Raw genomic sequence first — 26,336 nt, 5'->3', positions numbered from 1 at the left:
CTCCTTATGAAACCCAATCTAAGTCATTCTAGGTTAGGATAATCTCATAGCCCACCCTTCAGATTTCTAACTGAACCCTATTCCTTCTCCTCTCCGACCAACCTTAGTCTACTGAGTTGAGTCATCTTCCTCTTCACCTCTTGGCTCAACATCTTTTCTAATTCCCTCAAGGATGGTCTGAGCATCAATAGGTTCACCTTGAACGGCATCTAGATTTAGGAAACTTCCCGCACTATAGAATTGTTCAAACTCCTCAGTGCCAAATTCAATAACTCTAGATCCAAGGCGACCAAAACTAAGCTTTTCTTTTAAGAAGGGGTCTATTGGGAGCTTCATTAGTAACCTAACCCACAAATCTATTAGTGTGTTTAAAAACTGCATAGATGAATCCTCAATCTAGATTTAAAATTTCAGTAAAGTTTAGTAGTTTAATCTTTTCACTATTTACTGTAGTAAATATAATAGTCTACACATAGCCGCATGAGGTACTTGCCCTTCTAGAGGGAGGTAGTTAATCATGTGAGACATTAAGGTGGTAACTCCCCTTTCTAGAAGGGTTGTAGTTTAAAATTTGTTGTGGCTATATGTAAATTACCCCCAATAAAGCCCCCTCTTGGTCTTTCTTAAAAGATTCAGTTCACTCATCCTCTATATAGTGAGTAACTCAAGAATAACTAAAAAAACAGCCCTGAAAATGGGTTATAAAGCCTTGTGAACTATTTACAATACCAATCTTCAATTAACTAATTCAAGCCACCTTTTAGGTCAAAATAGCGGTGAATCAGAGACCTTTTTTAGAAGTTTTTTAATTATAGAATTCTAAAGGTCTTTTATTATTAGCACCTTATTTTATTAATGCCTACTTTTTACATTACTAAATTGTTATCTTAATAATATAAACAAACAGAGTAATTTATTTTATGTTTAATTTTTTTAATAAAGAAGAAAGAAATAAGAAGAAGGTAGAAAAGCATATCTGCAAGTATCTTGAAGAAATTGGAGAACGTTTTGGGCAGGAAGAATTAGGTGATTTAGGGTCACAAGATGTAGAAGATTTACTAATAAGAAAAATTGAGTTATGTGAGAAAGAGTTTAACCAATCTTTTGACATATTAAAAAGGGCAGTAAGAGAAACCATAAGAAATAATCCACTTGAGTAAATAAATCAGCCTCCTAAAATTGGGCAATTTTCAAGTTGCCCCACCATATACAAAGTTATAGATTACTTATTATGAAAAATTTATTTGATTTCCTTAAGAAAACCCCTAATAATGCTCCTGATGTAGGTAGCCCAGAATATAAAGCTTTAGTAGATGAAGCACTTCAGTTTGCTGAGGAGAAGATGAAAGAACTTCCCCTTGAAGAGTTAACAGCAGTTGAAATTAAAGAGAAGTTTGTTCAAGCTATTAGAGAGTGGGGAGATAAGTAAAGTTTGATTTGTTAGTTTGTCATATTTTAGTTTATATTTAGTTTACTTTAAAGGCTCCTGAAATCCAGGGGTCTTTTTTATAATCTATATTCAGAATATTTCTGGAACTTCTAACTGCTTGATTACTCCTGAATAATGTTTATAAATTACTTCGGGAGAGTTGCCAACTAAATCAGCTACTTGTTTAACACTAACACCAGCTTCCAGACAGAGTGTAATAAAGGTATGACGACAATTATATTGAGGCAAGTAATACCTAATCAACCCATCTTTAACTAAATTATTTAATATAGGTTTCCATACTCTATTTAGAAAATTGTGAGTATTTAGTTCTCTACCATTCCTATTGCAAAATAGTAATTTCTCTGCTTCCCCTTGTCCAATAGTATCTAATAATTCTCTCAGTTGACCATTGATAGGAAATAGTCTAGTTTGGTGAGTTTTTGTATCCTTCCTAATCCTCACATCAGAAGGCACAGCTTCAGCAAAAGTAATATGAGTTGAAGTAATATGTTTCCATTTCAGTGCTACAGCTTCCTCTGGTCGGCAACCAGTAAGAAATAGAAAACTCACATAATTAGTATAATAGGAATGTGGTAGTGGAGAATACTTAGCACAGTACTTATTTGTTCTAAAAGCGTCAAGAATAATATTTATCTCCTCTTTATTAAAAGTGAGGATAGTATTATCTTTTCTCTTTGTTTTGATTACTCTTCCTAAATCTTTAAATGGATTATTTTCTATTAACTGAGATAACACAGCCCAATTACAGCAAGCACTAATCTGCTTAATAGTCCTTTTAGTTGTTTCAGCAGAGTAGGTACTCAATAAATGATTTCTAATGAGTAAAGCTTCATTAATGTCAGTGGTGGGAAACTGCCTAATTCTTTTCTCTATGAGGGAGTAGTCACGGACTAAGGTAGATTCTTCTACCTGACCTGATTTGAATTCTGTATATTTCTCCCATAGCTCCAGTAAGTTATATGTTTTCTTCTTAGCAGAGGGGTTTACTGGAGTAACCTGAATTCTGTATTTAGCCAGGGTGAAGTCAAAGTTACCAGCTAGGATATCTAACTCAGCTTGACGAGCTTTCATTTCAGCAGCGACCTTATTCTCTGGGGTATCTAGTAAACCTAGAGATAAGTATTTCTGATTGCCCTCAAATAGAGTTCTAGGAAATCTTAATCTAAGATAACCTTTAGATATCTCAATACCAACTTTCATGCTAATCCTGTGACTATATTGGATAGTCATTGGATAGTCAAAGGGAGCCAAAAAAAGAGATTCAGCTCTCAGGACTAGAAATGACTGAAAGCTGAAACCTTTATATAGTAAGCTTTTAATGATGGCTCAGGTCTGACTTGAACAGACGACCCCAGGCTTATGAGTCCCGTGCTCTAACCAACTGAGCTACTGAGCCGTGTTTTTCACACATTTATTATCATAGCAGACTAATATTCTTTTGACTAGTCTTATTTTGAAGAAAAAACAAGAGATATGCCCCCTGCCTTTTGCTAGCTTCGTTGACTGCTTCACATTAGACCTGCCTGAAAAATGGGTGTATGGGTATGAGGGTGTAAGGGTGTAAGGGGAAGAAATTGTAATATCACTCTCTTCATCATTGGGTTGCTAAGTCTGGACTTTTGCTTCGATTCACCGCCACAGACATTCCCTGTCCTGCGTTAATAAAAAAAAGGTTTGGCTGATGACCAAACCTCTCTTTAAATCCAGTGCATAACAACATCCCGGATTAATCTACCTATAATTTCTATCTCTTAGCATCTTCCCAGGGGATGTGTGCAAATACCTAAAAACCTGATATTACATTATTTAGGTATTAACTAATACATTTAAATTATCTGCTATTTTGGTTGGTAAACTCTTTCGTGTGTCTATGTTTTATGAATTCATTTGTAGTGATAGGAATTCAATCTGATCCCTGAACTTACTGGGGGAAAACAGAGAGAACTTACATATATGCTTTTATTATGAAACTTGAATTTCTTCTCAAACATGAATATTCGCTGTGAAATCCCTTCAGATTATCAAGCCATCAATGAAGTCAACCGACTAGCGTTTGTGGGAGAGAATGAGGTGAAGATTATCGAAGCAATTCGCCAATCAGATTTTTATATCCCTGCGCTTTCTCTGGTGGCTGAAGTCAATAACCAGATAGTAGGGCATATTATTTTAAGTTATATTTATTTAATAGGGGAAGAGCAACTAAAAGTATTAGCTCTAGCACCTTTAGCTGTACATCCAAAATTTCAGAAACAAGGAATTGTTAGCGAATTAGTAACAGTGGCTTTAACGAAAGCAGCAGAGACACAAGAAGCGTTAGTGATAGTTTTGGGTCATCCTGATTTTTATCAAAGGTTTGGCTTTGAGCCATCAGTAAAGTATGGGATTGAGTCTCCGTTTCCGGTTGCTCAAGAATTTTTCATGGTCAAACCACTAAAAAAATATGACCAAAATTATCGCGGTAAGGTTGTTTATCCACCAGCTTTTAGTCAGGATGGTGACTTTTAACTATTAACTTTATTTGCTTTGTTTTTACCTTTTAACTTAGGATAAACAATGCGTTTGTGGTGAAATTGTTGCCAAACTTCTACAAAGATTTCGGCGATTTGTGTCATTTCTTCCCGTGTTAAGCCGGAATCAATGAGTTGATTATCTTGCCATCTAGCACGCAAAATATTATTTAGCATGGTTAGGGCTTGTTCAGGGTTGACATCCTTGAGCGATCGCAATGCGGCTTCGCAAGCATCTGCTAACATGACAATCCCGGTTTCCCGTGATTGGGGAATCGGCCCAGCATAGCGGAAATCGGCTTCATTCACCACAATGCTGGGGTCAGCCTGCGCCATTTGTTCGGCTTGATGATAAAAATAGGCAATCAACATTGTCCCTTGATGTTCGGGAATAAACGCTTGAATGGCTGTGGGTAAAAGATGTTTCCTCGCCATGACTAACCCTTCACTGACGTGCTTTTTGATGATTTCTGCACTCTTCCAAGGGTCTTTGATTTCAGTTTCATGTTTATTCGGCCCGCCCATTTGATTTTCAATAAATCCTAAAGGGTCGTGCATTTTGCCTATATCGTGGTATAGCGTTCCGGCTCTGACTAATTCCACGTTACATCCGAGTTTTTTTGCTGCCGCTTCTGCTAGGGTGGCTACTGATAAGGTGTGCTGGAATGTTCCTGGTGTTTCTGTGGCGAGGCGTTTGAGTAAAGGACGATTGGGATTGGCTAATTCTGATAGCCGAATGGGGGTAACTAAATCAAATAGTTTTTCTAAATAGGGACTTAAGCCTAAAGCCACAATACTCCAAGCTAGACCCGATAAAGCAAATAATCCAGCCTCTTGCAAGACAACATACCAACCTGCACCAAAGGCTGCACCGATGAGGATTTTAATTACTAAGTAAACACCACCTTGAGCAGCTGCGATCGCCACACCTAAAAGTGCTAATTCTTCACGCGATCGCAGTTTTTGAGCAATACAACTACCCAAGATTCCACCCACCGCACCCGCCAATAAAGTCATTGCGCTGACTTCTAAACTGATGGGTAATAACAGCAACAGTAACACAATCACCGTCACACCCAAACTAGGGCCATAAAAGCTTCCCAACAATAACCCCACACCCCCCCAGGTAGTGTAAGGTAAACCCATCGCCAGTAATCCTGGTGTACTCAAAGTTAATAGTAAAACTAACAGGCGATCGCGTTGGCGCAATTGGTATTTAATTCGCCTTTCCAAGAGAACAAATATCCCGATTGCTCCCGTCACTAAACCGCCTAATTTCAGTAATTCCAGCCAATTATTTTCCCGCCGAATGAGTTGATAATGCTCTAAAATTTCAAAATTCCGTTCTGTGATCAAGTCTCCTTTGTTGACAATAATCTGACCTTGTTTCACTTCCACGAATACGGGTGTAACATCAGCTGCGGCTCTTTGCGCTTTTTCTTGAGTTTGTTCTTGATCTACTTTTAAATTAGGCTCTAAGACGGCTAGTAAGAGTTTATTCGCCAACGATTCGCCGTTTCTAGGAACAAAAGCTTGTACTTGTAAACTGGCAGCACTACTGACAACACTATCTGGTAAACCTGGGGGAATACCTTGAGTCAAAATGCGTTCCGCACTTTGATAAATTCCCGATTGGGTTCTTGTCCATTCATCATCTGATAATTGCAACAGAACTGTTTCGTTATAAATTGTCTCTGAGGCGATGCTATTGCTTTTTAATTGCTCATTAGCTTGCGTATATGCTTGACGCGCTTCCGCAATCTGTGTCATCACGGAGGGAATGTTTTTTTCCCCAATTGTGACTCGATAAGCTAAAAGTTCAGCTAAAGCTAACGTCAGTTCACTTTTACCTAGAATATTAACCCTTTGATCGCCTGAAACTGGTTGATTTGGGTTGAGAGGTGTGGAATTACTGCTAGGTGGTTGTTTGCCAACATTTTGTCGGAAACGACGACTTAAACTTTGTGGACTAGTGTTTTTCATCGCCGCCTGCAAAACTTGCCATTCTGAGTCAGAACATGAACGGAGATAATCCTGAGTTGAGAGAGATAACACGGAAGTATCGTAAAAAGGAAAAGAACCCGCAATTTTACGAATGGCGTTTCCTTCATCTAGTAATTTTTGTAAATTTTGGTTGATTTTTTCGGTAATTTCTGAATCTACCATCAATACTGGTATAGATTCCTTGCTCGCATTTTTACGTCTCTCTGCTGTTTTTTGGCGATCCTCAATCTTGTCTGCATAGGAAGCTCTAATTGTCTGTGGTGCGAGAGTTCCTACTTTTAATTGAGGTTGATTATATAGTTTGTGACCCATTACACCAGTTAAGGATACAACAGCGATCGCTAAAACTAAACAGGAACGCTGTTTATGTATCCAACCCCAAATTATTGCATCCACCCTACTACGATTCTTGACCGATTTTGTCATTGCTCTCAGGTCAACTTTCCGTTTTTGCCTGTCACCGTTTTTGATATTTTCTAGCAAAGTTCGGAGTATATGCGGAAAAATCAATTTATTTCCTTCATTTCCAGGTTTTTTATGTTGGTGACTCACCTTGGCTAGTAATATTCTCCTACGGCTAAATAGTCTATACCTCCGCCGCCAATGGGTCAACTGCCGATTCCAGGCCTGCAAAAATCGCTGTTTTTTCATTGGGGACTGGGGATTGGGGACTGGGGATTGGGGATTGGGGATTGGGGACTTGTACTGAGCTTGTCGAAGTATTGGGGATTGGGGACTGGGGACTGGGGAATGGGGATTGGGGACTGGGAAGACAAGGGAGACAGGGTAGGAGATGAGAAAAACTGTTCCCTGTTCCCTGTTCCCTGTTCCCTAATGACTAACGCGCCTTGATGACGCGAGGAGCTGCGTAGACGCAAGGGGTAAAATTTTCTTCCTGTGGAAATTCTGGGAGGTTTAATCCTGGTTTATACACTCCTGACCATGCGATCGCAAGTGCATCAGCTAATTCTAGCATTGGCGAAATTTGGCTGAATTCTCTGGTTAGTAACACTCTCCAAGATGCAGGAATACTTACACTACTGTTATACACGCCAGATAAGACAGCAGCAATAATACTGATGTCTTGAGAATTAATTACGGCGTTGTGTTTCCAGATTTGCTGATGGTGAATTGTTCTGGAAACCGTTAAAGGAAAATCTTCTAGGGTGCTGAGAAAGTAATAAAATGCTAACGCTACTCCCTCTGAGAGTTGTGTTTGACTATTGAGTTCACATTGTAATATTTCTAACCCGGCTTTTTTTGTTAACAAATTATTTACTTTTAATAAGTTTTGTGGGAGTGGGGTAGTTGTCTCACCAATAAAAGCAATGATTTGAGGGATGAGGCTTTGGGGATGAAGCTTTTCTGTTAATGACTGAGCGATCGCGTATCCTATGGCTAAGGTACTATCCCTTACCTCTGGGTCAATATCCCAATTTTTCAAGATTTGCAGTAAATTTTGGTGCAGTTTTACCGGATTTTCATGGCAAAACAAAGAAAGAGGAATTGTAGCGAAAATTATTTTGGCTGGTTCTAAATCGGTAAATTTTTTTTGATATATCTCTAACCAATCATCTAAATTAAATTTTCCTAATTGCACCAGACTGGTAGCACCAGGAACTAGACTTTCAGCAAAGTTACTAACCACTGGATGCTGTGGGTGACTACTTTTAGCTAAAGTTTCTCCTAATAAACCCCCTAAGAAAGCACCTCTAAACCGACTCCCTAGTAAATAGCGCATGATTGAAATGAGTAAAAAGTTAAAAGCAAGTTCTTCTACCTTTCTACTTTTAACCTTTTATAGCCGTAGTCACAAAGATGAACCCTAACATCTAAAGCTAACTACTCAGCACTTAGCACTCAACACCGGCTAAACGCCGCGCTTCCGCTAACAGCACTCCAAATGATGCACCAAAGCCTGTAAACCCAAAATATAACTTTGCACACCAAAGCCACTAATTTGTCCAATAACTACTGGGGCTATATAAGAGTGATGGCGGAATTCTTCTCGACGATAAATATTACTGAGATGCACTTCTACTGTCGGTATATTCACGCCAGCGATCGCATCCCTCAACGCCACACTAGTATGAGTGTAAGCCCCAGCGTTAATCAGAATTCCTTGGTGTTTTCCTAGCGCATCATGAATTGCATCTACTAACACACCTTCATGGTTTGACTGCAATGGAAAGACAACAGCCTGTAAATTTAGTGCTGCTTCAGTCAGCAGACGATTAATTTCAGACAAAGTGGTAGAACCGTAAACGCCTGGTTCTCTTTGTCCCAGTAAATTCAGGTTTGGCCCGTGCAGCACCAAAATACTTAGAGGTTGTACTGTCAATGATTGTACCTTCGGGCGATTAACGACGACGCGATCGCTGATCTACAGGGATCGGAATCAGTTCTGGTTCCGGCTCTGCTTCAGGCCCTAGTAGGGCTTCAATTAGCTTGCGTGCCAATTCTTTTAGCTTTTCCAGTACCTTATCTATATAGTCCATTAAACTGACTGCTCCTGAGATACTACCTCAATGTTGATTAACAGCTACGCAAAAACTGGCGTATTTCTGCACCTCTGGCTGACAACCGGGTTGATACACACTTTCCTATTCCGGGCATAAGCCAATTTTAAAATTTTAGTGTTGTTATCTCCCTTACTTTTTAGAGTATCACATTCATCACTTATCGAACGTCGAGAGTTATTAGTCAATTGTCAGTGGTTGATAGTAAATAGTCAATGGGGCATGGGGCATTGATTAGGGCTATGAGAAGGGAACACAAGAGAGCCACTTTTGACTATTGACTGTTGACTATTGACTATTGACTAACTCTTCACCTCTTTTTTCTTGCTGGCTGTAGTTGATTTAGTCGTGGATTTAGCGGTTGTTGACTTAGATTTTGTGGTGGTGGATTTAGTGGTTTTGCGGCTAGATTTGCTAGTCGATGCTTTAGCGGCTAATAGTTCTAAAGCTTGCGCTAGGGTGACATCTTCAACTGATACACCTTCTGGTAGCCCGACGTTAGTTTTGCCGTGCTTGATGTAGGGGCCATAGGGGCCATCGTAGATATTTATGGCTGCGTCGTCGTCTGGATGTGTACCTAATTCCCGTAAAGCGGCTTTGGACTTGCTACTGCTAGCACCACGGGTTTTTTTCTGTTCTGATAACAATTCCAACGCCCGTTCTAGGGTAATTGTCAGAACATCATCACCTGCTTTTAGGGAACGGTAATCTTTGCCTTCTTTGCCTTGGTCATGGACAATATAGGGGCCAAATCTCCCTAAACTGGCTTGGATTTTACAGCCTGTTTCTGGATGCACGCCTAAATGACGGGGTAAGGACAACAAACCAATGGCTGTTTCCAGGGAGATGTTTTCTGGGGTGACACCTTTGGGTAGAGATGCTTGCTTGGGTTTGGGGTTTTCGTCAGACTTGTCGCCTAACTGGACATAAGGCCCATAAGCACCGATTTTGACGTAAATTGGTTCACCAGTCTCAGGATGACGGCCTAATTGATCTGGCCCGGCGGTTTTTTGGCGTAGCAGAGTTTCGACTTGTTTGGGGTCTAGGTCGGCTGGGGTCAAGTCTTTGGGAATTGAGGCGGTAATTACACCATCACCGTTATCCATTTCAATGTAAGGGCCGTATTTCCCAATGCGGACTTTGACGGCTAGATTTTCTAGTTCGACGGTTCTGGCTTTAGTCGCGTCAATTTGGCTGTCTTGTTCTTTGACTAAGGTTTCTAAACCTTTGTCGCCCAGATAAAATTCCCGTAGGTAGGGCAGCCAATTCGCTTCACCTTCGGCGATGTCGTCTAAGGTTTGCTCCATTTTGGAGGTGAAACTGGGGTCAACGATATCAGGGAAATGTTTTTCTAAAAGGTCGGTGACGGCGAAGGCTGTAAAGGTGGGAATTAGGGCATTATTTACCAGTTGGGCGTAACCTTTATCGATAATTGTACCGATAATGCTGGCGTAGGTACTGGGGCGACCAATTCCTTCACTTTCTAAGGTTTTGACTAGGGTAGCTTCGGTGTATCTGGCTGGTGGTTGGGTTTCGTGGTCAACGGTGTCTATATCTTTACAATGAGGATGATCCCCAACTTTTAACCCAGGCAAAATTACCTCTTGGTCTTCTAACGCGGCTTCAGGATCGTCAGAACCTTCGACGTAGGCGCGCAGATAGCCAGGAAAATCAATACGCTTACCGGAAGAACGGAAACCTGCATCTTCCACCTGTAACTGGACGGTGATTTGGGTTTGGCGGGAGTCAGCCATTTGACAGGCGACGGTACGCTTCCAAATCAGGTCATACAGGGCTAATTCCCGACCGCTTAACCCAGTTTCTTGGGGGGTGCGGAAACTGCTACCAGCCGGACGAATGGCTTCGTGGGCTTCCTGCGCGCCTTTGGATTTGGTGGTGTATTGTCTCGGTTGGGGGCTGAGATATTCTTTGCCGTATAGTTTTTCTACACAATCACGAGCAGCTGCGATCGCCTGTTCTGATAAATGTACCGAGTCTGTACGCATATAGGTAATATACCCCTGCTCATACAAACTTTGGGCGACGCGCATGGTGTCCCGTGCGGAAAGCCGCAATTTCCGGTTAGATTCTTGCTGCAATGTGGATGTGGTAAACGGTGGTGAGGGTTTACGGGTGACTGGGCGTTCTTCCACTTCCGAGACTGTCCAGGGTTTACCAGTCAGCCGTTCTTTAAGAGCTATAGCATCTGACTCAGAGAGCAGCACTACATTGCGTCCGGCGGCGATTTGTCCTGTGGATGGGTCAAAATCGCTCCCCGTGGCGACTTTTGTGCCTGCTAGGGTCACTAACAGGGCGTTAAAGGGGGCTTTATTCTGCTCTAGGTATGCCTTTAAGTCCCAGTATGTACCTTCCCTAAAGGCGCGGCGTTGACGTTCCTTAGTCACCAGCAACCGCACAGCCACAGACTGCACCCGTCCGGCGGATAGTCCCCAGGCAATTTTTTTCCACAACAGAGGTGAGAGGGTGTAACCGACTAATCGGTCTAAAATCCGCCGAGTTTCTTGGGCGCGGACTAGCTGCTCATCAATCGTGCGGCAGTTTTTCAAAGCCTTTTTAATCGCGTCTTGGGTGATTTCATGGAAAACCATCCGCTTAGTCGGGATTTTGGGCTTGAGTAGTTGGTATAAATGCCAACTAATGCTTTCACCTTCTCGGTCTTCGTCAGTTGCCAGGATCAGTTCAGTTGCTTCTTTTAAAGCATCCTTGAGCTGAGTGACAATTTTCTTTTTGTCTTTGGGGACAACGTATACAGGTTCAAAGTCTGCGTCCACATTTACCCCCAGCTGCGCCCATGCTTCCCCTTTGACAGCCGTAGGAATTTCACTAGCCGACTGGGGTAGGTCACGCACATGACCCATTGACGCTTCTACCCGATAGTCTCTTGGTAGGTAGTTGCGGATGGTGCGAGCTTTGGTTGGAGATTCGACAATGACGAGAGTTGACATGGAAATTTCAATAAAAAAATAGCTATGAAGCTAAACAGTCAAATTGAAGTAATTTCAGCGAAATGTCAAGGGGGCATTGGGAATTGGGAATTGGGCATTGGGCATTGGTGTTAAAACTCCTCTGCTTTTCTGCTCCCTATCCCCACTTTATATTCCCTACTCCCCACTAACTACGATGCTAGATGCGATTTTTTCAGCTATTTCTAATCTTTAACTTATCAATGGCACAATTGGCGACTACTGTTTTCAAAATACATCATGGGTTGAATTGTGCGATCGCCTCCGGCGGGCGGTTACGCCATCGCTTTGTTTAGGGGTATGTAGGTGTAAGGGTAGAAGCATAGAACTTTTCCCTGTCTCCAATCCCAACAACCTGTGCCAGAATTAAAGCAAATTTGAGAAAAAAAGCGTAGTGGGGTTTTTACTTATCCCCAAGGGAAAAACTATGCAGCCAATGCGGCAAGGCGATGTTATTTTAATACCTGTACCAGAAGTTACAGGTGAAATGATACCTCACTTAACTTTGGCGGAGGGCGAAGTTACGGGACATAAGCATCGTATCACTGAGGGTAAGGCGGAGTTATTAAATAAAGATGGTACTCTCTATTTGCGTGTGATTTCCGAAACGGCTTTGCTATCTCATGAAGAACACCACGCGATTAAAATTCCTCAAGGTCATTGGATGGTGAAAATTCAGCGAGAATATCAGCCGGAAGGTTGGCATTTTGTGGCTGATTGATAATTTTTTTAACGCCAAGGAGCGCGGAGGTTAACGCAAAGTGGCGCAGAGATTTGATGAATGTTTGCGACGATTGCTTGATAATTTAAATTAGTAGATATGATTAACAAGTTAACGCCTGAGCAGAAGGCTTTAATTCCATCTTATCTGGATAAGTGGCGCAAAATCGTACTTGCATCTGAGTTAATTTCTCAAAACACAGCATCAGAAATTGTTGATGTTTTATATTCATTTTTAGGCAAGAATATACCAAAAATTCTTTTACTTAATAATCCTCTTGCAGCTATTAATCAAATCTTGTTAATCAGTTCTAAAGAAACAGGACTAGAGAATAATTTTACAGATGATACAGAAGAACACATCGAAAATCAAATAAGAGACTTTAGCAGACAAACTTCAGTTAACTTAGAGTGTTTAGAATATAGCTTAGAAAATGAACTAGATTCAATACTGGGAAATAATTTGAATTTCTTGGAGATGATTCTGCGAATGAATCAATCCGAACTAGTTTGGCAGCTTTGGTCTAAGGGAGTAGATCACAAAGCTATTTCCTCATTCGATTTGTATTATACTGCTGCTTTATTTGATTTCTTTATTTCGGAGTGTGATTGCTACTATAACCCGAAAATTTATCAGCTTTTAGAGCAGGTAGTGCGCGCAGGCATAATTATATTTCCTTTTGAAGAATATTGTTTTGTGTGCGATCGCCCTCTGCATCTCCGCTTCGACAATCAAAATCTTCTCCACGCTGAAGGCGAACCAGCTATTGAGTTTACCGATGGATACAGTCTCTATTTTCATCACGGTGTCGCCCTGCCGGAAGAATATGGTAAAGTCCACCCTAGAGAATGGCAACCTCAATGGTTATTAACACAAGACAACGCCGAATTGCGTCGGGTGTTAATTCAGGGTATTGGCTACACTCGCATCTTGGCAGAATTGCAAGCAAAAGAATTAGATAGTTGGAAAGAATATACCTTTTTACAGATTGACAACTCCATAGATGTCGAGCCAATTTGTTTGTTAAAAATGACTTGCCCTAGCACGGGGTTTATTCACGTTTTGCGAGTTCCTCCTGATACTAATTCAGCACGGGAGGCTGCTTGCTGGGTGAACTGGGGCATTGACCCCGAAGATTTTGCAGTGCAGACTTAATGTTAAGACATATAAAAATTTTGTATTTTACCATACATTAAAACAAATACTTAAAATCACACTTTGCTATTCATAAAGTTGTGCTAGCATATGAGTGGAGAAGTTAATTTCGGTGAAACGTATCTTGTTTTTAGTAATAATTTCAAGCGGCTCTCCGGATAAACATCTCTGCATCAATGGATTCTGGAGAGTTTCATGTCAATTTACGTAGGGAACTTAGCCTACAGCGTCACTCAAGACGACCTAACTAAAGTATTTTCTGAATACGGAACAGTTACACGCGTGCAGTTACCTACAGATAGGGAAACTGGGCGCGTTCGTGGCTTTGGTTTCGTAGAAATGGAAACATCAGACGCGGAAGACGCTGCTATTCAAGCCCTAGACGGTGCTGAATGGATGGGTCGTGTAATGAAAGTTAATAAAGCTCGTCCCAAAGAGGACAAAGGCGCACGCTCTGGTGGCGGCGGCTGGGGAAGAAATAACGGTGGATACTCACGACAATATTAAGTCTTGAGAAAATTCGTCCTTTAACAAAAAATTAAATCATCCCATAGTTGGCGGTTCAGTAGATGACTGAGCCGCTTTTTGGATTTATATATTGGGCATGGGGCAATACGGTTCAGTTAAGGTTTTGATCCCCCCTAAACCAATACAATTCAGTTAAGAAAACAGTTTGTAGTGCAATACGGTTCAGTTAAGGTGGTGAGAGTTAATTTCTCAATTTTTGCTCTGCCTATTAGACAATGAGCAAGATTTGGGGGATTCTCCCCCAAGCCCCCGATTGGGGGACGGCTGCGTCCCCCAAACCCCCTCCAAAATCATTTTTTTGTTTTTTGTTGAGTGAACATTTGCTGGCTTGGTTGAAATTTATTTTTCTTATCTGAACCGTATTGGGGTATGGGGCGATTCCATTTTGGATTTTGGATTTTAAATTTTGGATTGAATTTCAATCTAAAATCCAAAATCTAAAATTCTTTTCCCTACACCCCTGTACTCTTACTTTCTTCATTGCGTAAAACATATTGTGATGACTGATTTCTATATATATGAAGTTCTTAACGGTTCTTGATCAACTCGTTGAGAATTTTTCCGTCAGTTCTATAAAGTACAAGCCTCGCCTGGAGGTTATATGAAATCGATGAATCACTTATTTCGAGTTGTTGGTAATAGAAGCTGGGTTTTGACTTTGGCTTTAACTGGTCTTTTATCTTCGGGATTTGATATTGTTAGCAAACATACAGCGATCGCATCTCCTATTCCACAACCAATACAACTATCTCAATCATTCCAGAATCGCCCACCCCGAAATATTGTGAATGCAATTATTCGGGATGCTTCAAAACGTTCGGGAGTCCCTATTCGTCATATTCACATTTCTAACTCTACGCGCAAAACCTTTGGTAACGCTTGTGTGTTTAATTTTGGGGAGATTTGTACTAAGGAGTTTCGCCCGATTGAGGGTTGGGAAGTAGTTGTGATGGTGCGGAATCAACCTTGGAAATATCATGTTAACAGGTCTGGTTCACAAATTCTGTTAGACCCGAAAGTTAATGTGGAGGGAAACAATAGATTACCCCAGGCGATCGCTTACAATGTTCTCGGTGATGCTAGCAGACGTTCTGGTCTAGCAAGAGAAGATTTAGCGATTACTCAAGCTAAACCCAAAACTTTTGGTAATTTGTGTGAGTTTGGTTTTGGGGAAGTTTGCCCACAACAATATAATCCCATCTTAGGTTGGGAAGTAGTTGTCAAAGTGCGAAATCAATCATGGACTTATCATGTAGATCGCTTCGGTTCGCACATGGTTTTAGATCCAAAGGCAATTGTGGCGAATAATAATACATTACCCAGAGCGATCGCCAATAATATTCTAGATGATGCAGCTAGAAGTTTTGGTGTTTCTCCACAACAATTGCAAATTACTAATGCTACTCGGCAAGTTTTTGGTAACTCTTGCGTGTTTCAATTTGGGGAAATCTGCACTGACGAATATCGGCCTGTTGAGGGTTGGGAAGTAATTGTCAGGGTGCGGAATCAATCGTGGACTTATCATGTAAATCAATCAGGGTCAGAAATTGTCTTAGACCCCAAAGCAATTGTTACAAGAAATAATACCTTACCAACAGCGATCGCTAATCATGTGATTGATGATGCCATTCAACGTTCCGGTTTATCTCAACGCCAAGTAGAGATTACAACTGCTACACCAAAAACTTTTGGTAACTTTTGTGAATTCAGTTTTGGCGAAATCTGCACAAGAGATTATCAACCCATCGACGGTTGGGAAGTAACTGTGAGAGTGAGAAATCAATTCTGGACTTACAACGTAGATCAATCTGGTTCACAAGTAATTCTAGACCCCAGAGTTTAAGATAGAGTTAAATATAGGAATCCGACTTGATTATTGAAATTATTTGCGTAGGTAGGGAACAGGGAACAGGAAAAGAGGTAGCAGAGGTGTACTGAGTTTTTTTCAGAAATCAAATAGGATTCTTATATCTCAACTGGTATTATCTGGTTTTTCACGCATGATTTAGGACTGGTGTAGAGGTGATATTGCCACATTTTTGCTGAACTGAATATTTTTAATTGAATCTAAACCTTAAAAAATAATTATTTTTTAAGGTTTTTTATTTACATAAAATTGTATGCGTCTTTACTACTTAACTAAATTTTTGTCTAATTTTAACCTTTTATTTACTACATAAAAAGTGAATTTAAAATATATTTCTGATTATGTTGAAATTGAAAATTTTGTAAGCAAGTTTTTACATTGCCTAAAAACGTTCAACAAGCTAAAGGATGTTGTTTGGTGTTGTCCGTAGATAGTTATGGGATGCGTAGAATACTAGACTAATTCTGCAAATGCTTACCTCATAAGGTTTTATCGCGTTGTATACCGCAACTAATAACTGTTACTCGCTTAAGAAACAGTTACTAGTTGGGATGCTTACAATTTAGTGTGTTCAGTAACCTAATATGTCTCAATCGTCAGTCAACACGCCAATAAAAGTTGCGGATAGTTACACGGGCAAATTTTTAACGCCTTTCCAACGTAGGCTACTGCAAAAAAGTTTGCAAGAGGATTTACCTGCTTCTTACCGTCAGCGTATTGAAATTATGCTGTTAACTGATCAGGGAAAATCGCAGTCTGCAATTTGTCAGGAATTGGGTTGTTGTCCAGCTACAGCCAGATATTGGATGCACATAGCCCGGAGTGGGATGGCTCATCAATGGCAAGACTGTCCGGTTGGTCGTCCTAAAGCAATTAATGATCAATATTTAGCACGTTTAAGAGAATTAATCAGCCACAGTCCCCGTGATTATGGTTATGCTTTTCGACGCTGGACTGCTAATTGGTTGCAAAAACATTTGGCAAAAGAATTAGGAATTGAAATTAGCGATCGCCATATTAAAAGACTCCTCAAACAAATGGGATTATCGACTCGTCCACAGGTCGATCAAGCGTCAAAAAACACAGTGAAAAAACATGGAAATTCCCACATATTGATTCACGACCTGAAATCCGAAGATACCCCAGAAAATCTAGGATTAATGCCCATAGATTTAGCAAAATTAGGTACGGAGTCAGAAATTCATGGTGCAGAAGCTATCCGATCAGTTGGTTTCGCCAGAACTTTTAAACAATGTTTTGGGTTATTCTCTACCATTAGCAGAATTTCAACGCTGCTACCCAAAATTTAAATTCCTCAACCCCAAAATCGGTAAGTTTTGGACAGGAGAAAACGTTGAGGCTGGAGTTTATATTGCGATCGCGGGTAAAGTCCGATTACTCAATCAAGATGGAGAATTGATCACCACCCTAGAAAGTGGAGAATCATTTGGAGAATTTACCCTATTTCCAGACCAAAAATTTCAGCCTTATGGGGCGAGGGCGAGTGTCAATTTGCAATTGTGCTTGATTCCTGGTGATGTGATTGCAGCTTGGATGCAACAATATCCCGCTATCAAAGAACATATCTTAGACAAAGCTAAGACGCGTCATCGGTTATTAAATCACTCTTCACCACCAACAGAAACTCAGAATCATTCCCCATCCATACCAGTTACTGAGTCCAAACCGAAGACTATCAGTAAAGCCTACTTTCCGCACCCCAGCCAACGCGTAGGACATCTATTACAAAAAGTAACTCGTCGCTATCCTTTTTTTGCCCAACAAAGTGCGTCAGACTGTGGTGCAGCTTGTTTAGTGATGGTATCTCGTCACTGGGGAAAGCGGATTAGTGTCAATCGTTTACGAGATATCGCCAATGTAGATCGTAACGGTGCATCCTTGCGTGGTTTGTCCGCCGCCGCAGAAAGCATTGGCTTTTCGACACGACCAGTTAAAGCTAGTTTAGACCAATTAGCTAAACAAAAATTACCTGCGATCGCACACTGGGAAGGCAAACATTATATAGTTGTCTATCAAATCACGTCTAAACACGTCATCGTTGCCGATCCGGCAATTGGTCAACGCACACTTACCCATGAAGAATTTAAAGCCGATTGGACTGGGTATACATTATTACTGCAACCAACTGTTTTTTTCAAAGATACTCAAGAAGCAACAACACCTTTTTGGCAATTTTTTGAATTAGTTAAGCCACACGGTTTAGTAATGTTTGAGGTGTTTATTGCCTCTGTATTCATTCAAATATTTGGTTTAATTACACCTCTATTTACTCAGTTAATTTTAGACCGAGTAGTTGTACAGCGTTCCGAATTAACTTTATTTGCCGTTGGTTTAGGCTTGCTCATCTTCAACCTATTCCGCGTAGCAATGACAGGGTTAAGACAATATTTACTCGACCACACAGCCAACAAAATAGATGTGGCTTTGATTGTGGCATTTATTCGTCATACTCTCCGCTTACCTTTGAGCTTTTTTGAATCTCGTTATGTGGGGGATATTATCTCCCGTGTGCAAGAAAATCGCAAAATTCAACGCTTCCTTTCCGGTGAAGCCTTGTCAATCCTCCTAGATTTACTCACAGTTGTGATCTATGTGGGTTTGATGTTGTGGTATAGCTGGAAAATGGCATTATTAGTATTAGTAATTGTGCCACCTTTCTTCATTTTGGCACTAGTTGCTACGCCGTTTTTACGGAAAATATCCAGGGAAATATTTAATGCTTATGCCAACGAAAGTAGTTACCTGATTGAAGTTTTATCTGGTGTACGCACCGTTAAATCCACAGCCGTAGAACAAACAGTCCGTTGGCATTGGGAAGATTTACTCAATAAAGAAATCAAAACCAGTTTCTCTGGGCAAGTAATTGGCAATCGCCTACAAATTTTCAGCAATACTATTCAAGCAGTTGTGAGTACAGCCTTACTTTGGTTTGGCGCACATCAAGTAATTAACAATCAATTGACTATTGGTCAATTGGTAGCCTTTAATATGCTACTGGGTAATATTATTACGCCCTTTCAAAGACTCATAGTTTTGTGGAATGAGTTGCAAGAAGTCACGATTGCTGTGGAAAGAATTAACGATGTTTTAGACACTGAAGCAGAAGAAGATTTACAATATCAATCTCGTCAATCATTACCACCAATAAAGGGACATATTCGCTTTGATCATGTTACCTTTCGCTATCATCCAGAAAGCGATATGAATATTTTAGAAAATTTGACCTTTGAAATTAAACCAGGTCAAATGGTGGCTTTAGTGGGGCGGAGTGGCTCAGGTAAAACGACAATTTCTAAGTTGGTTTTAGGCTTGTATCCTCCTACAGATGGCAAAGTATTTATTGATGGTCAGGATATTACTAGTATTTCCTTACATTCCTTGCGGGAACAAGTGGGAGTAGTTGACCAAGATACATTTTTATTTGGTGGTACAATTAGGGACAATATTAGTTTAGGTTTACCTAGTGCCACTTTAGAATCAGTGATTGCAGCTGCTAAACTAGCCGGCGCGGATGAGTTCATTAAAAAGCTACCTCTAGGCTACGAAACGCAGATAGGTGAAGGTGGTGGAATGCTCTCTGGAGGACAACGCCAACGAATTGCGATCGCTAGAGCATTATTAGGTGATCCTAAATTACTAATTCTAGATGAAGCAACCTCCCATCTAGATGCAGAATCAGAAAGAATTATTCAGCGTAATTTCAACACGATTCTCAAGGGTAGAACTACTCTAGTCATTGCTCATCGTTTATCCACAGTGCGTAATGCAGATTTGATCCTAGTTCTTGACAAAGGACTATTAATTGAACAGGGAACTCACGCAGAATTAATGAACAAAAAGGGTCATTACTTCTATCTTAATCAACAGCAACTCAGCCCTGTTAATTAATCCCCACTTTTATTTTCTACCAATTAATTAAAGTCATGCCTAACACCTTGAATGGATTTGTTCCACCTCCAGTGCATGAAGAAAAAGTGCATGAACAGTTAACTACATCATCAGAATCTACTAGTTCTAATGATGACTGGTCTAATGTCACCAAAGAATTACTAGATAGCTTACCGCAAACTTGGACAAGAGGAATTTTATATTTTTTAGTGATTTTTATCTCGATAGCTTTACCTTGGGCAATGTTTTCTCAAGTTGATGAAACTGGGACAGCGAGAGGCAGATTAGAGCCTGAAGGTAAAACAGTCAGATTAGATGCGGCTGTATCAGGTACTGTGGAAAAAATCTTAGTTAAAGAGGGTGAATCAGTCAAGGCAGGGCAAGCTTTATTAGTGTTAGAATCTGAGTTAGTTAATACCGAGTTAAGACAGGCACAAACTAAATTAGAAGGACAGCTAAACCAACTATCACAACTCAATTTACTGAAAAATCAACTAGCCCTAGCTTGGACAGTTCAACGTCAGCAAAATCAAGCCCAAGAGTTAGAAAAACAAGCGCAAATCGACCAAGAAAGACAGAATCTCAAGGCGATTATTAACTCCTTCAATTTTCAAGAAGAAGAAAAACTGGCTCAAGTTAATCAAGCTAGAAAAGCTTTAGAACATAGTCGCATTACTTCTAATTTAGTAGAAATTAGTTTAAACAGTGCCAGCAGAGAAGTAGAACGTTACAAACAAGCTTGGCAAGAAGGAATAGTTCCAGAAATTAATCTAGTAGACAAGCAGGATATAGCTAAAGAAAGAACCAAATTACTAGAACAATCCAAATCAGATGTTGAACAATCAAAATTAAGGCTAGCGGAACAACTAAATAGTTACGAAAGAACCATCCGGCAAGCCAAAGCTAATATTGAACAGTCACAATTACGCATCCAAGAAAAAGAACGGAGTTTTCAGAGTTTAAATCATGCGGGAAAATTAGCTATCCTCAAAAGTGAAGAACAACTCAAAAACTTAGATAGAGAAATTACTGCCCTCAAAGCAGAAATAGCTCAGAATAAAAGTCAAATAGAGGGCTTAAAATTCCAATTAAATCAAAGAGAGTTAAAAGCACCAGTGGATGGTACAGTTTTTCAATTGCCAATTCAACGAGCAGGTTCTGTGGTGCAACCAGGAACCATGATCGCAGAAATTTCACCTGTTAATTCACCTTTAGTAATTAGAGCGCAAATGGCAACCACTGAAAGTGGTTCTTTGAAAACGGGATTACCTGTAAAAATCAAATTTGATGCCTATCCTTTTCAAGATTACGGAGTCATAGAAGGTAAATTAATCGAAATTTCTCCTACTACATTTGAGATAGATACGGCAAGTGGCAAAGTAGCTGCATATCAATTAGATATTGCATTGTATCAGCATTGTATGCCTACAGCTAATCAATGTATTCCTCTGCGTCCTGGAGACACCGCTACAGCAGAAGTAGTAGTTAGACAACGCCGCATCATCGATTTTCTGTTAGATCCATTTAAGAAATTAAAGCAAGGAGGAGTGGAACTATAGTAGTTAAGTTTAGTGGTTTATGAGTTGCAATAGTTAATTTTTGGTAGGAAAGATGTCACAAATTATTAGCATTCCACAACAGATAAATCTCACAAAAGAAGATTTTATCGAGCAAATCAAACTATCTTGCAAAGTTCCTAGTCTGGTAGAAGAAATTACTGTCCGTAAAATTGTAGAAAATACGGCTGCAAAACTAGGTATTCAAGTTGATACCGAAGAGTTACAACAAACTGCGGACAAAATCAGATTAACCAATAAATTAAGCAGTGCTACTCAGACATGGAGTTGGTTAGAAAAGCATGGACTTTCCTTAGATGATTTTGAAAAAATTGCTCATCTTTCCCTACTTTCAGCTAAGTTAGCAGAGCATTTATTTGCAGATAAGGTTGAGCCTTACTTTTTCGAGCATCAGAATGATTATACAGGTGCGATCGCCTATGAAGTTATTCTTGATGACGAAGATTTAGCCATAGAACTTTTCTATGCCATCCAAGAAGGGGAAATCAGTTTTTACGATGTCGCCCACAAGTATATTCAAGATGAAGAATTACGCTGTCGTGGAGGATATCAAGGTGTTTTAAAACGCCAGGATTTAAAACCAGAAATTTCTGCGGCAATTTTCGCCTCCCAAGCACCACAACTGCTTAAGCCAATTTTTACATCTAAAGGCGCGCATTTAATTTTAGTAGAACAGATAATTGTGCCGCAATTAGATACTAAACTACGTAATTTATTGACATTAGAGTTATTTTCCCATTGGCTAAAGATACAAGTTGAATCAGTCACAGTCACATTTGATTTGCAAGATAGCCAATCACTCTAATTCATGAGATTACGAGGGAAGCAATTAAATTTATTATGTCCCTCTCATAATATCGAAAAATCAATCTTCCTGTTAGTAGTAAGCACTTTAGTGCTGATTTAACTCAGCAATAAAATTTTTGACACAGATTTGTTCGCTCAACACCCTGATAATTCATGCCTGATAATCTTGAGCATAAATATCTATATGAAATTAAATCTATCCTCAGACCACAAATGAATTTTTTAAGTCCAAAAAGATGATTTAAAATCGTTGTGGTTTAAGAATATTTGCTGGTATTTGTTATGTTGTGCCAGAAGACAGAAATTTCTGAGCATTAGCCATAAATAATCATTGAAGATTTGGAGAATTCATCATGGCATCTATTGCAATTAACGAATTAAAATTCGCTGGTGCTGATTTATTAGTTGACTCTGAAAGCTTCCTCAACGATTTAGAAGATCGTGAGTTAACCGCAGCTATTGGAGGTATCACTCCTGTTGTGACATTTACTGCTGCTGCACTCGGTAGCGTTAGCGTTTGGGGCGTTAGCTTCGGTACTGGCTTTGCTCTCGGAACTTTCGGTGTAACTGCTGGTGTTGGTTATTTCGCAGCTTCTCGACGATAAAAAACTCTGTCATCACATCAATAAACCAAGAAAAGATATGGCAATCATAATTAGCGATCTCAATTCTGAGTACAACCTTCTATCTGATAGCGAAAGCTATTTAAATGAAGTAACTGATGCTGAACTCAGTGGTGCTGTTGGCGGTATTACTCCTACATGGGGAGCTTATCTGTTAACTACTTTAGTTATTGGTGGTACTGGTGCAGGTTTTGGTGCGTTAATCTATACTCTAAGCCGCCGCTAATTAATTAACTAAGTTCTGTTAAACATACAAGGTCAGGTGTTGATATTTAACCCTGACCTTGAATAATAAATTTAGGATTTTTAAAATATAATAAGTGCGGTGCAAAAATGAATTTTTTAAGTCCGAAAAGGTAATTTATAAATATTGCATTTTAAAAGCAAATATTGATATTTATATATTGTGCTAAGAAAGCAATAATTTCTGAGCATTAGCCATAAATAATCATTGAATACTGGGAGAATTCATCATGGCATCTATTGCAATTAATGAATTAAAATTTGCCGGTGCTGATTTGTTATTTGACTCTGAAAGCTTCCTCAACGATTTAGAAGATCGTGAGTTAACCGCAGCCATTGGAGGTATTACTCCTGTTGTGACATTTACTGCTGCTTCACTGGGTAGCGTTAGCGTTTGGGGCGTTAGCTTCGGTACTGGCTTTGCTCTCGGAACTTTCGCTGGTGGTGCAGCAATTGGTTACGTTGCTTCAAGATAAGAAATTCACACTGTTACATCAATAAATTAGGAGAAAAAAATGGCAATTGTAATTAGCGATCTCAATTCTGAATACAATCTTCTATTAGATAGCGAAAGCTATTTAAATGAAGTAACTGATGCTGAACTCAGTGGTGCAATTGGCGGTGTAACACCTGCTACCTGGGGAGCGTATGTCTTAACCACTTTGGTTATCGGTGGTTCTGGTGCTGCTTTTGGTGCGTTAGTTTATAAACTGACTCACTAATTAAATCTCTCCAATATTAAAGGTCAGGATATCGATATCTAACCCTGACCTTTTACCCAATCAATGAGGTTTATCAATGAATATCACACCATATTTATTCGGCTTGATTGGTTTAGCATTGTTAATAGAAGGTGAAAATATTTTAGCTTCAGTGTTATTAATAACTACTGTTGCTCAACTGGCATTTCCTAATTTAAATACCACAGCAGGCACTTCAGCTACCATTTTAAGATTTGGGCTGATTGTGATTATTGCTTCCTTGTTAATTTATCGACTGTTTTTCGTCAGAAGCAGAACATAAATCTGATTAGATAAGTAAAATTTTGCTGACTAGTAATTTGTCTGTTGATTAACCAATAAATAAGTGTGGGGGAGTGATGTTTTTTTTAAGTCATCACAATGTAGCGGAATATCTGAGTAAATCTGGTGTTTTTACACAACAAGAGTTGTTAGGGCTAACTTTAGATGTAGGTAAGCTAAATACTAAGAATTTTAGTATCATAGCCACCCTCAAGGATGGGCAGAAATTTATTGTTAAGCAGGAACGTCCCACGCTTTCAGGAATATTTTCCCAGGAAATTTTCAATGAATGGCAGTTTCAAAGCATGATGGGCAATATTGCTCATTTAAATCCTTTACAGGGTTTTATTAGAGAAATGCTTATCTATGATCATGAAAATTTCATTGCTATCTATAAATATCTAGATGATTATCAAGAATTGTATAGTGGAATTTTGCGATCGCGCCAAGTTTTACCTGTCACAATTCCTGGTTGGATAGGGGCAATACTAGCGCAAATTCATCGCGCGACTTTTAATTGCGAAGAAGCATATAATTACGTCACACAACCTGACAGCTTTTGGCACAAAAGAGGTGCGGCCTTTATTTTATTACAACATAGAATCACACCAGAACTTCTGAGCGTCATGCCTCCTGACTATATCAAATTCATTGGTCTTTACCAGCGTTATGAAAGTTTAGATCAAGCAAAAGTAGAGGCTATTAATTCTTGGCGTGCTTGTTGTGTGGTTCACAATGATTTAAATGTTGCCAATATTTTAGTCCATCAAGATTGGGAAAATATTACTTCCTTTGCACTCGCACAGAAACACTCAGCAGTAAAAATCATTGACTGGGAAAGAAGTAGTTGGGGAGACCCCATATTTGATTTAGCTAATTTAATTGCTAATTATGTAATTTTGTGGATAGTTAGCATGGTAATTGACCCTTCAATGAGTATGCAAGAGTCAATTAATTCAGCAGAATTTAAACTAGAAGATGTCCGCCCATCTATTTTAGTAATTGTTAGGGAATATTTGCAGCATTTCCCAGAAATTACCCAACATTTTCCCGACTTTTTTAAAAAGCTAATTCAGTTTATGGGTGTGGCTTTGGTTATTCAAACACAAGCTAAAATTGAGCATCATAAGCAGTTAGTTAATAGTGATATTTACTCTCTCCAGGTAGCGAAAAGTTTACTATGTCGTCCCGAAGCTTCATTAGTTAGTATTCTTGGGGTGACAGAGAAAGAACTAGCTGGTGTAGCGATTTCTGCATAAAAGTCGGTTGCATAATTCTACTGGAGATATAAAAATGACGGCTGTTCAATATTCCAATCAGATTTTGTCTCAGGCTGAAAACAACTTGCAAGTAACGCTTGAGGATATTGCTACTCACTTAGAATTAGATAGTGATTTATCCGTCCGTCATCCAAATTATTTGCCTTGGGAAACTTCTACAGATATCAAAAGTCGCTTTCATAAATTACCTCTGGAAGTGCAACAGAAGCACGTAGTTAAACATATCAGGAACTTTTTATATGGCATTTACTATAATGGTTCACTGATTAAATCTCTACAATTACAAACAAATGCGGCAGACTTAATCGACAATCAAAGGTTGAATAATGATAATTTGATTGGTATAGATGTTAGCCTTTTTCAAAAACTCCATGCTGCTAATCAGGGAGATGGTTATTTTTCTCCTGATTGGGTAGTGAAAAAACTAGAACAAGACGGTAGTATTGCAGTCAATAGAGGACAATTAACTGTACATATTCATCCTGAAATACATTTAAAAACTGCGGAAACGCCTGTAAATGTAGATGATGTTGTCTCAATTAAAATGCCTAAAAATTGTGTCCAAGAAGGGTTTTATATTGCTGTCGGGGATACAGGTGTTGTACCTGTAGATGAAGGAGATATAAATCACAGAATCATCAGGATTTACTTTAATATTACTTCAGATGGTGCTGTGCCTTTAATGCGGGCTGTAACTCAACAATTAAATACACAACAAATCTACTTTTCCTTTAAAGTTCCTTACAGTTACTCTGGCTATGATAGATATGATGCTGGTGTACTGTATATTAGACAGAAAGATTATTTGAGGGTACATCCAATACTGCAAAATATTTACAGCGAAAATGTAGCTTATTTTCAGGAAAATATTCCTTTATTTACTAAAAAGTTAGCATCTGGTCTGGGTTTGGCAGAAGAACCGGATACTAAATTTGATCAATATGAAAGCTTCGGCACAAATCGTTGTCAAATTATTGCTCATGGCTTAATCATAGCTCAACAAAATAATCAGCGATCGCCAGAAGCTAAACTCGCTACAATTATCGAGCAGTTTGCTAGATTAAATGTGGATTTAAGATATCCCTATTTGAATCCTAGTTCCACAGATATTTATCAGCAATTGTAGATATCACAATT

At 39.4% G+C, this 26,336-nt stretch carries 26 protein-coding genes and 1 tRNA gene; 18 read left to right on the top strand and 9 right to left on the bottom strand.

What is annotated here, in order from left to right:
* Positions 1–108: 108 nt before the first annotated feature.
* A complete protein-coding gene (locus ACQFX9_RS14290) occupies positions 109–381 on the bottom strand; it encodes a hypothetical protein (RefSeq protein WP_427162607.1) in 273 nt (90 codons plus the stop codon).
* Positions 382–920: 539 nt separating this feature from the next.
* Between ACQFX9_RS14290 and ACQFX9_RS14285 the strand changes: the two genes are divergently transcribed.
* A complete protein-coding gene (locus tag ACQFX9_RS14285; RefSeq protein WP_427162606.1) occupies positions 921–1,160 on the top strand; it encodes a hypothetical protein in 240 nt (79 codons plus the stop codon).
* A gap of 71 nt (positions 1,161–1,231) precedes the next feature.
* Positions 1,232–1,429, top strand: a complete 198-nt coding sequence (locus tag ACQFX9_RS14280) for a hypothetical protein (protein WP_427162605.1) — start codon at positions 1,232–1,234, stop codon at positions 1,427–1,429.
* Positions 1,430–1,519: 90 nt separating this feature from the next.
* Here the strand turns inward: ACQFX9_RS14280 and ACQFX9_RS14275 are convergent, their stop codons facing one another.
* Entirely contained in the window at positions 1,520–2,653 is a 1,134-nt protein-coding gene (locus ACQFX9_RS14275) for a tyrosine-type recombinase/integrase (RefSeq protein ID WP_427162604.1), read from the bottom strand.
* Positions 2,654–2,775: 122 nt separating this feature from the next.
* Positions 2,776–2,849 (bottom strand) — tRNA-Met (locus ACQFX9_RS14270).
* A gap of 593 nt (positions 2,850–3,442) precedes the next feature.
* Here ACQFX9_RS14270 and ACQFX9_RS14265 point away from each other — a divergent pair.
* Positions 3,443–3,958, top strand: coding sequence for a GNAT family N-acetyltransferase (locus ACQFX9_RS14265; protein WP_427162603.1), 516 nt, complete (start codon positions 3,443–3,445; stop codon positions 3,956–3,958).
* Here the strand turns inward: ACQFX9_RS14265 and ACQFX9_RS14260 are convergent.
* The 6 genes from ACQFX9_RS14260 to topA form a co-directional block, all read right to left on the bottom strand.
* On the bottom strand, positions 3,955–6,615 hold the full coding sequence (locus tag ACQFX9_RS14260) for an HD family phosphohydrolase (RefSeq protein WP_427162602.1): 2,661 nt from the start codon (positions 6,613–6,615) through the stop codon (positions 3,955–3,957). The two genes, ACQFX9_RS14265 and ACQFX9_RS14260, sit on opposite strands and share 4 nt — an antisense overlap.
* Entirely contained in the window at positions 6,612–6,842 is a 231-nt protein-coding gene (locus tag ACQFX9_RS14255) for a hypothetical protein (RefSeq protein WP_427162601.1), read from the bottom strand. Before ACQFX9_RS14255 ends, ACQFX9_RS14260 begins: the two co-directional genes overlap by 4 nt.
* Positions 6,803–7,705, bottom strand: coding sequence for an ADP-ribosylglycohydrolase family protein (locus ACQFX9_RS14250; protein ID WP_427162600.1), 903 nt, complete (start codon positions 7,703–7,705; stop codon positions 6,803–6,805). Before ACQFX9_RS14250 ends, ACQFX9_RS14255 begins: the two co-directional genes overlap by 40 nt.
* 147 nt (positions 7,706–7,852) lie before the next feature.
* Positions 7,853–8,305: a type II 3-dehydroquinate dehydratase gene (aroQ, locus tag ACQFX9_RS14245; RefSeq protein ID WP_427162598.1), complete on the bottom strand. Its 453-nt coding sequence runs from the start codon at positions 8,303–8,305 to the stop codon at positions 7,853–7,855.
* A 19-nt stretch (positions 8,306–8,324) separates the two neighbouring features.
* On the bottom strand, positions 8,325–8,462 hold the full coding sequence (locus tag ACQFX9_RS14240) for a hypothetical protein (RefSeq protein ID WP_427162597.1): 138 nt from the start codon (positions 8,460–8,462) through the stop codon (positions 8,325–8,327).
* A 323-nt stretch (positions 8,463–8,785) separates the two neighbouring features.
* Positions 8,786–11,449: a type I DNA topoisomerase gene (gene topA, locus ACQFX9_RS14235; RefSeq protein ID WP_427162596.1), complete on the bottom strand. Its 2,664-nt coding sequence runs from the start codon at positions 11,447–11,449 to the stop codon at positions 8,786–8,788.
* 445 nt (positions 11,450–11,894) lie between these two features.
* On the opposite strand from topA, the gene ACQFX9_RS14230 reads away from it, so the two are divergent.
* From ACQFX9_RS14230 to ACQFX9_RS14160, 15 genes are all read left to right on the top strand, one after another.
* Positions 11,895–12,188 carry a hypothetical protein gene (locus ACQFX9_RS14230; protein ID WP_427162595.1) on the top strand — a complete coding sequence of 98 codons (294 nt, stop codon included), beginning with the start codon at positions 11,895–11,897 and terminating at the stop codon, positions 12,186–12,188.
* A 99-nt stretch (positions 12,189–12,287) separates the two neighbouring features.
* Positions 12,288–13,343, top strand: a complete 1,056-nt coding sequence (locus ACQFX9_RS14225) for a DUF6745 domain-containing protein (protein WP_427162594.1) — start codon at positions 12,288–12,290, stop codon at positions 13,341–13,343.
* Between the two features lie 195 nt (positions 13,344–13,538).
* On the top strand, positions 13,539–13,850 hold the full coding sequence (locus ACQFX9_RS14220) for an RNA recognition motif domain-containing protein (RefSeq protein WP_103137947.1): 312 nt from the start codon (positions 13,539–13,541) through the stop codon (positions 13,848–13,850).
* A 622-nt stretch (positions 13,851–14,472) separates the two neighbouring features.
* On the top strand, positions 14,473–15,714 hold the full coding sequence (locus ACQFX9_RS14215; RefSeq protein ID WP_427162593.1) for a hypothetical protein: 1,242 nt from the start codon (positions 14,473–14,475) through the stop codon (positions 15,712–15,714).
* 608 nt (positions 15,715–16,322) lie between these two features.
* Entirely contained in the window at positions 16,323–17,048 is a 726-nt protein-coding gene (locus tag ACQFX9_RS14210; protein ID WP_427162592.1) for a helix-turn-helix domain-containing protein, read from the top strand.
* Positions 16,942–19,647 carry a peptidase domain-containing ABC transporter gene (locus ACQFX9_RS14205; RefSeq protein ID WP_427162591.1) on the top strand — a complete coding sequence of 902 codons (2,706 nt, stop codon included), beginning with the start codon at positions 16,942–16,944 and terminating at the stop codon, positions 19,645–19,647. The genes ACQFX9_RS14210 and ACQFX9_RS14205 overlap by 107 nt, the downstream gene beginning before the upstream one ends.
* Positions 19,648–19,682: 35 nt before the next feature.
* Positions 19,683–21,206: an HlyD family efflux transporter periplasmic adaptor subunit gene (locus ACQFX9_RS14200; protein WP_427162590.1), complete on the top strand. Its 1,524-nt coding sequence runs from the start codon at positions 19,683–19,685 to the stop codon at positions 21,204–21,206.
* 52 nt (positions 21,207–21,258) lie between these two features.
* Positions 21,259–22,029, top strand: a complete 771-nt coding sequence (locus ACQFX9_RS14195; RefSeq protein WP_427162589.1) for a foldase protein PrsA — start codon at positions 21,259–21,261, stop codon at positions 22,027–22,029.
* A 355-nt stretch (positions 22,030–22,384) separates the two neighbouring features.
* Positions 22,385–22,636 (top strand): hypothetical protein, encoded by a 252-nt coding sequence (locus ACQFX9_RS14190; RefSeq protein WP_427162588.1) that lies wholly within the window; start codon positions 22,385–22,387, stop codon positions 22,634–22,636.
* Positions 22,637–22,673: 37 nt separating this feature from the next.
* A complete protein-coding gene (locus tag ACQFX9_RS14185; RefSeq protein WP_427162587.1) occupies positions 22,674–22,880 on the top strand; it encodes a hypothetical protein in 207 nt (68 codons plus the stop codon).
* Positions 22,881–23,127: 247 nt separating this feature from the next.
* On the top strand, positions 23,128–23,373 hold the full coding sequence (locus tag ACQFX9_RS14180; protein WP_427162586.1) for a hypothetical protein: 246 nt from the start codon (positions 23,128–23,130) through the stop codon (positions 23,371–23,373).
* Between the two features lie 39 nt (positions 23,374–23,412).
* Complete coding sequence (locus tag ACQFX9_RS14175; RefSeq protein ID WP_427162585.1) at positions 23,413–23,619, top strand: hypothetical protein; 207 nt, start codon at positions 23,413–23,415, stop codon at positions 23,617–23,619.
* A gap of 76 nt (positions 23,620–23,695) precedes the next feature.
* On the top strand, positions 23,696–23,920 hold the full coding sequence (locus ACQFX9_RS14170; RefSeq protein ID WP_427162584.1) for a hypothetical protein: 225 nt from the start codon (positions 23,696–23,698) through the stop codon (positions 23,918–23,920).
* A 76-nt stretch (positions 23,921–23,996) separates the two neighbouring features.
* On the top strand, positions 23,997–25,178 hold the full coding sequence (locus tag ACQFX9_RS14165) for an aminoglycoside phosphotransferase family protein (protein WP_427162583.1): 1,182 nt from the start codon (positions 23,997–23,999) through the stop codon (positions 25,176–25,178).
* 34 nt (positions 25,179–25,212) lie between these two features.
* Entirely contained in the window at positions 25,213–26,325 is a 1,113-nt protein-coding gene (locus tag ACQFX9_RS14160) for a T3SS effector HopA1 family protein (protein WP_427162582.1), read from the top strand.
* The last annotated feature ends 11 nt before the right edge of the window (positions 26,326–26,336 follow it).

Origin of the sequence: Aliinostoc sp. HNIBRCY26, assembly GCF_050235535.1 — a bacterium.
GTDB lineage: Bacteria > Cyanobacteriota > Cyanobacteriia > Cyanobacteriales > Nostocaceae > Trichormus.
The sequence above is the reverse complement of the archived record's forward strand: the minus strand, read 5'-3'. Positions and strand labels throughout refer to the sequence as shown.

What these genes read in the sequence shown, in the direction of transcription:
- ACQFX9_RS14290 (WP_427162607.1), bottom strand. Translation starts at nt 381, where the DNA reads ATGCAGTTTTTAAACACACTAATAGATTTGTGGGTTAGGTTACTAATG.
- ACQFX9_RS14285 (WP_427162606.1), top strand. Translation starts at nt 921, where the DNA reads ATGTTTAATTTTTTTAATAAAGAAGAAAGAAATAAGAAGAAGGTAGAA.
- ACQFX9_RS14280 (WP_427162605.1), top strand. Translation starts at nt 1,232, where the DNA reads ATGAAAAATTTATTTGATTTCCTTAAGAAAACCCCTAATAATGCTCCT.
- ACQFX9_RS14275 (WP_427162604.1), bottom strand. Translation starts at nt 2,653, where the DNA reads ATGAAAGTTGGTATTGAGATATCTAAAGGTTATCTTAGATTAAGATTT.
- ACQFX9_RS14265 (WP_427162603.1), top strand. Translation starts at nt 3,443, where the DNA reads ATGAATATTCGCTGTGAAATCCCTTCAGATTATCAAGCCATCAATGAA.
- ACQFX9_RS14260 (WP_427162602.1), bottom strand. Translation starts at nt 6,615, where the DNA reads ATGAAAAAACAGCGATTTTTGCAGGCCTGGAATCGGCAGTTGACCCAT.
- ACQFX9_RS14250 (WP_427162600.1), bottom strand. Translation starts at nt 7,705, where the DNA reads ATGCGCTATTTACTAGGGAGTCGGTTTAGAGGTGCTTTCTTAGGGGGT.
- ACQFX9_RS14240 (WP_427162597.1), bottom strand. Translation starts at nt 8,462, where the DNA reads ATGGACTATATAGATAAGGTACTGGAAAAGCTAAAAGAATTGGCACGC.
- topA (WP_427162596.1), bottom strand. Translation starts at nt 11,449, where the DNA reads ATGTCAACTCTCGTCATTGTCGAATCTCCAACCAAAGCTCGCACCATC.
- ACQFX9_RS14230 (WP_427162595.1), top strand. Translation starts at nt 11,895, where the DNA reads ATGCAGCCAATGCGGCAAGGCGATGTTATTTTAATACCTGTACCAGAA.
- ACQFX9_RS14225 (WP_427162594.1), top strand. Translation starts at nt 12,288, where the DNA reads ATGATTAACAAGTTAACGCCTGAGCAGAAGGCTTTAATTCCATCTTAT.
- ACQFX9_RS14220 (WP_103137947.1), top strand. Translation starts at nt 13,539, where the DNA reads ATGTCAATTTACGTAGGGAACTTAGCCTACAGCGTCACTCAAGACGAC.
- ACQFX9_RS14215 (WP_427162593.1), top strand. Translation starts at nt 14,473, where the DNA reads ATGAAATCGATGAATCACTTATTTCGAGTTGTTGGTAATAGAAGCTGG.
- ACQFX9_RS14210 (WP_427162592.1), top strand. Translation starts at nt 16,323, where the DNA reads ATGTCTCAATCGTCAGTCAACACGCCAATAAAAGTTGCGGATAGTTAC.
- ACQFX9_RS14205 (WP_427162591.1), top strand. Translation starts at nt 16,942, where the DNA reads ATGGTGCAGAAGCTATCCGATCAGTTGGTTTCGCCAGAACTTTTAAAC.
- ACQFX9_RS14200 (WP_427162590.1), top strand. Translation starts at nt 19,683, where the DNA reads ATGCCTAACACCTTGAATGGATTTGTTCCACCTCCAGTGCATGAAGAA.
- ACQFX9_RS14195 (WP_427162589.1), top strand. Translation starts at nt 21,259, where the DNA reads ATGTCACAAATTATTAGCATTCCACAACAGATAAATCTCACAAAAGAA.
- ACQFX9_RS14190 (WP_427162588.1), top strand. Translation starts at nt 22,385, where the DNA reads ATGGCATCTATTGCAATTAACGAATTAAAATTCGCTGGTGCTGATTTA.
- ACQFX9_RS14185 (WP_427162587.1), top strand. Translation starts at nt 22,674, where the DNA reads ATGGCAATCATAATTAGCGATCTCAATTCTGAGTACAACCTTCTATCT.
- ACQFX9_RS14180 (WP_427162586.1), top strand. Translation starts at nt 23,128, where the DNA reads ATGGCATCTATTGCAATTAATGAATTAAAATTTGCCGGTGCTGATTTG.
- ACQFX9_RS14175 (WP_427162585.1), top strand. Translation starts at nt 23,413, where the DNA reads ATGGCAATTGTAATTAGCGATCTCAATTCTGAATACAATCTTCTATTA.
- ACQFX9_RS14170 (WP_427162584.1), top strand. Translation starts at nt 23,696, where the DNA reads ATGAATATCACACCATATTTATTCGGCTTGATTGGTTTAGCATTGTTA.
- ACQFX9_RS14165 (WP_427162583.1), top strand. Translation starts at nt 23,997, where the DNA reads ATGTTTTTTTTAAGTCATCACAATGTAGCGGAATATCTGAGTAAATCT.
- ACQFX9_RS14160 (WP_427162582.1), top strand. Translation starts at nt 25,213, where the DNA reads ATGACGGCTGTTCAATATTCCAATCAGATTTTGTCTCAGGCTGAAAAC.